Source organism: Streptomyces sp. NPDC032472, from assembly GCF_040636955.1.
Taxonomy (GTDB): Bacteria; Actinomycetota; Actinomycetes; order Streptomycetales; family Streptomycetaceae; genus Streptomyces.
The window spans coordinates 1-4,017 of the sequence record NZ_JBEZVK010000173.1 but is presented as its reverse complement, the minus strand read 5'-3'; the positions used below and the strand labels follow the sequence as shown (position 1 = coordinate 4,017).

Genomic DNA, 4,017 nt, shown 5'->3' with positions numbered 1-4,017 from the left:
CTCAAGAGCGACCGCTTCTTCACCACCGACTACCGGCCCGAGATCTACACCGCCGAAGGCCTGGAATGGGTCGACCGCAACACCATGGTCACCGTGCTCCTGCGCCACCACCCCGAACTCGCCCCGGCCCTGGACGGCGTCACCAACGCCTTCGCCCCCTGGAAGGCCCTGTAGCGGAGGCACCGCCATCAGGACACGGCGCCCGACCCGGGCCGCCGTGTCCTGTCCACGCTGCGCCCCGTACACGGACGAGGCGCTGGTCCTGCGGGCGCAGGGCTGGGCGGTCCTGCGGGCCTTGGCCCTGATCGACATCGGCCGGGCAGGGGACCGGGACCTGCCGGGGGCAAGGCGAGCTGGGGACCGGCGGGCCGGTCGGCCCTCGCCCGTGCGCCGGCCCATCGGCTGAGTGCCGGCTGACGACGCCGGCCGGCCGGCACTCGGGGCCGGGGGGAGCGATCGGTCCGGCTCGGCCCGGGACGGTCCGGTCAGACCAGGTCCGGCTTCCAGATGACGCGGTGGGGGTAGACGTGCGCCGTGGGAGAGAGCTCGTACGAGCCGGCGTTGGCGTCCTCGGCGAGGACCCAGCCCACCCCCTGGTAGGCGAAGGGGACGTCCTCCCGCGGCACGGCGCACCGGCCGGGGTCCGTGAGGACGGTCTGCCCTGCGGGGATGCTCAGGACCTGCGTCCCTGAGGTCTTCGGGCAGGGGTGGAACTCGGTGGCCTGTGCGTACTCCAGGCGCATCTTGACCCTGGCTGCGGCCTGACCGCCGTTGACGATCTTCAGCGCGAAGGACACGCGGTCCGGCTCGACCCGTGCGCACACGCGCCACACGACCGCCCGGGGGCCCTTGAGCAGGGCGCCGCACCGGCTGTCCTCGCCGAGGGATCCCTTCTCCACCCCGCTGGGAGTCGGCGTCACGCCGGCCGCCGGAACCGGTCCCGGACCCGGTCCCGTCGCCGCCGCGGCGGATACGACGGCTGCCTTGTCGCGGGCTTCGTCGCGCCAGAACGCGACTCCCATTGCGCCCGCGGCGAGGACGAGGACGAGGACGGCGGAGCCGATCTTCGCCACCGCCGGTACACGGCCCCACCACGGGCCGGTGGCCGAGGTGGGCGGATCGCCGGGCCCGGCTTCGGCGGAACCGGTGTCCGGGGCGTCCCGGTCCCGGTCGACTGCCGGGCGCTGGAGACGGCGCTGCCGTTGGGCGGCCCTCGCCTCGGACTGCAGCCGGTGCCACAGGGCCAGTTCCTCGTCACCGACCCCGAAGATCTCCGCCAGTGCCGTCAGCACGGCCTTGTCGGGCAGGGTGGTGTGTCCGCGGTCCATGTAGCGGCCCACGGACGAGCGGCCTAACCCCTTGATGTCCTGGCCGCGCAGCCGTTCCTTGAGCTTCGCGCCCAGCCGGTCCAACGGCAGTTTGGATTCCGACGCCTCCCACGCGGTGCGCAGCCGCTCGGCGAGCACCACCCTGGCCGCGTCGGGAGCCCCGTCCGGCTCGGTCCCCGCACCGTCGCGCATGCCCTCGTCTCCCGCCACTGTCCCTCCGTCATCCCGGTTTCCGACGTTTCCGCAGGTCAGTGCCGTGCAGCAGGAACGGGACGAGAGCGGGACGGGAGCGGGAAGCCGCACCCGCCCACCGCTCTGGTGGTACTGCCAGGAGTCCCTCAATCCTGGATCTCGCGAAGCCCCGCACGGCTTGCCGGCCTCGCAGACCACCCCGTGTCCCACTGCATCGGCATCCGTCGACCGTAGCGACATGGATCACTGCGGGCCGCACGAACTCACCTAAGGAGTAACGCAGATGAACATCACCACCTCGTCCCGCCTGGCCCGTTCCGCCGCCGCGGCCCTGGCGGCCGCCTCGATCGGCCTCCTCGCCGGCCTCGCGCCCGGCGCGCAGGCCGAGGAGGCCGCAGCCGTGGTGGCGGGCAGTGCGCCGCAGGACGGTGCGGTCCGGCTGAAGTTCGACAAGAACCGGAAGGACCCCTCCGACTCCCGGCTGTACGTCATCAAGGGTCGCAGCGTGCTGGCCGAGTTCCGGGCGGGGTCCGGGACCACCACCAATGACTGCGAGACGGGCCGCGGCTGGCTGCCCAACGGCACCTACACCGTCGGTCAGCACCACGAGACCTACAACGGCCGGCTGATCAAGGGCTACGCCATCCGCCTGTCCGACAAGAAGTGCAACGACGGCGCGGGCCGCGTACGCAATGAGCTGTTCATCCACAGCGAGATGAACAGGGACGGCAGCCAGGGAAGCACCGAGAAGCGGCGGTGGACCGACAGCAACCCGAACGACTTCCGCTCCAACGGCTGCATCAAGATGCGGCCCGAGGAGATCAAGAAGATGTTCCGCCTCCTGGAACGAAACGGCTGGCCGAAGACGCTGAGCGTCGTCAGCTGACCGCTTCCCACGACGGGTGGTCGTGTCTCCCCGCCGCGGCCCGGGACACACGACCACCCACCTGGCTCCCATCCCCCTGAGCTCCCGGAAGGAGCGACCGCTCCATGCCCCGATGCACCTCATGTGAAGGAAGCGGCGAGTGTGCCGGATGCGACGGGACCGGAGAGCGGGACAGCTTCTTCACCCGCCCCCGGTGCCGGGACTGCGGCGGTGACGGCGTGTGCCAGGCGTGCACGGGCCGCGGCGGAACCACCGGGAGCCGCCCTTCACCACAGACCAAAGGAGACTGACCGATGCCCATCTGGTTGATTGTCGAAGACGGGACGCTCACCACCGACGCAGGAGCGCGTCGGGAGACCAAGATCCTCCGCCGTCTGAACGGCGACAGGACACGGAACGAGGCACTCGTCGAACTGGCCAAGCTGGCCAGGAGCCACCGCCCCGACTCCCTCAAGGGCACCTCGTACACCGTGGCCCGCGACGAGGACGGCTCGTTCTGGTTCCTCCCCAGGCCCGGCACACCCCACACCGCGCGCACCCTCCGCCTGATGGAAGAAATACGCCGCTGACGCTGCCGCCGGTCTCGTGCACCGGGGGCGGAGTTCTAGCGGTGCGGGAGGGCCGCGTCGCAGAAGACGCAGTAGAAGTGGCCCTCCCGCACGATGTTGTGCTCTCGGCACGCAGGGCAGCGGCGGAACACCACCTCGCGGGTGAAGCCGTCCGGGCGGCCGAGCCCCGCCCGGTCCACGGCCCGGGCGACGGCCGGCCACGACGCGGCGTCGGGGCAGTATCCGGTCGACAGGTTGCTGACCTCGGTCACCTGCCATCCCGCTGTCCCGGCGCCGAACCCCATCTCGCCCGCGCTCAGCACCGCGCTCCCGCCGGCGCACGCAACGTGCTCGCTGCGGCGCGGAGCCAGCCACAGGACGCCGTCGGTGCCGATGACGCACGTGAAGGGCTCGGCCAGTTCGTCCGGTGTGCGGGCCGTTGCCCAGCGCGCGAAGTCCGCGGCGGTGCGGATGGCCGTCCCGCCGCCCGCCCCTTCCCGGAGGGCGGACTTCACGTGGTCGGGCCCCACGTACGGATAGGCCGGTTCGGGCGTGCTCATGCCGGTAACCGTAGATGACGCCGCCGATGGCTACCGGGTGAGCCAGGAACGGAGGCGTTGCTCGCAGTGGAGGATGGTGTGGGTGGAGACGCGTTCGTCGACCTTGTGAGCCAGCAGGGCGTCGCCCGGGCCGTAGTTGACGGCCGGGATGCCGATGGCGTTGAGGCGGGCGACGTCCGTCCAGCCGAACTTGGGCATCGGGCGCCCGCCGACCGCCTCCATGAACGCGGCCGCCGCCGGGTGGGAGAGGCCGGGCAGGGCGCCGGCGTTGTGGTGGGCCACCGTGAGCTCCTCCACCCCGCAGTCCGCGAACACCTCGCGGACGTGGGCGAGGGCCTCGGCCTCGCTGCGGTCGGGGGCGTAGCGGAAGTTGACGGTGACGGTGCACGCGTCGGGGATGACGTTGTCGGCGACGCCGCCCTCGATGCGGACCGCGTTGAGGCCCTCGTGGTACTCCAGGCCGTCGATCACGGGCTTGCGCGGCTCGTACGCGGCGAGCCGCG

The 4,017-nt window shown here is 71.8% G+C and carries 6 protein-coding genes; 3 read left to right on the top strand and 3 right to left on the bottom strand.

Going from position 1 to position 4,017, the window contains the following annotated elements:
• The first annotated feature begins 217 nt into the window (after positions 1–217).
• Complete coding sequence (locus AB0F11_RS37820) at positions 218–406, top strand: hypothetical protein (RefSeq protein WP_362184348.1); 189 nt, start codon at positions 218–220, stop codon at positions 404–406.
• Between the two features lie 79 nt (positions 407–485).
• Here AB0F11_RS37820 and AB0F11_RS37815 read toward each other — a convergent pair whose 3' ends face one another.
• Positions 486–1,520 carry a hypothetical protein gene (locus AB0F11_RS37815; protein WP_362184346.1) on the bottom strand — a complete coding sequence of 345 codons (1,035 nt, stop codon included), beginning with the start codon at positions 1,518–1,520 and terminating at the stop codon, positions 486–488.
• A gap of 283 nt (positions 1,521–1,803) precedes the next feature.
• Between AB0F11_RS37815 and AB0F11_RS37810 the strand changes: the two genes are divergently transcribed.
• A complete protein-coding gene (locus tag AB0F11_RS37810; protein ID WP_362184344.1) occupies positions 1,804–2,406 on the top strand; it encodes a L,D-transpeptidase in 603 nt (200 codons plus the stop codon).
• A gap of 293 nt (positions 2,407–2,699) precedes the next feature.
• Positions 2,700–2,975: a hypothetical protein gene (locus tag AB0F11_RS37805; RefSeq protein WP_362184342.1), complete on the top strand. Its 276-nt coding sequence runs from the start codon at positions 2,700–2,702 to the stop codon at positions 2,973–2,975.
• Between the two features lie 35 nt (positions 2,976–3,010).
• On the opposite strand, the gene AB0F11_RS37800 is transcribed toward AB0F11_RS37805, so the two are convergent.
• Positions 3,011–3,514: a hypothetical protein gene (locus tag AB0F11_RS37800; RefSeq protein WP_362184340.1), complete on the bottom strand. Its 504-nt coding sequence runs from the start codon at positions 3,512–3,514 to the stop codon at positions 3,011–3,013.
• 30 nt (positions 3,515–3,544) lie between these two features.
• Positions 3,545–4,017: peptidase dimerization domain-containing protein (locus AB0F11_RS37795; protein ID WP_362184338.1), on the bottom strand; the 473-nt coding region annotated here is incomplete at its 5' end.

Excerpts from the sequence above, each read along its gene's own strand:
- AB0F11_RS37800 (WP_362184340.1), bottom strand. The coding sequence starts at position 3,514 with ATGAGCACGCCCGAACCGGCCTATCCGTACGTGGGGCCCGACCACGTG.
- AB0F11_RS37810 (WP_362184344.1), top strand. The coding sequence starts at position 1,804 with ATGAACATCACCACCTCGTCCCGCCTGGCCCGTTCCGCCGCCGCGGCC.
- AB0F11_RS37815 (WP_362184346.1), bottom strand. The coding sequence starts at position 1,520 with ATGCGCGACGGTGCGGGGACCGAGCCGGACGGGGCTCCCGACGCGGCC.
- AB0F11_RS37805 (WP_362184342.1), top strand. The coding sequence starts at position 2,700 with ATGCCCATCTGGTTGATTGTCGAAGACGGGACGCTCACCACCGACGCA.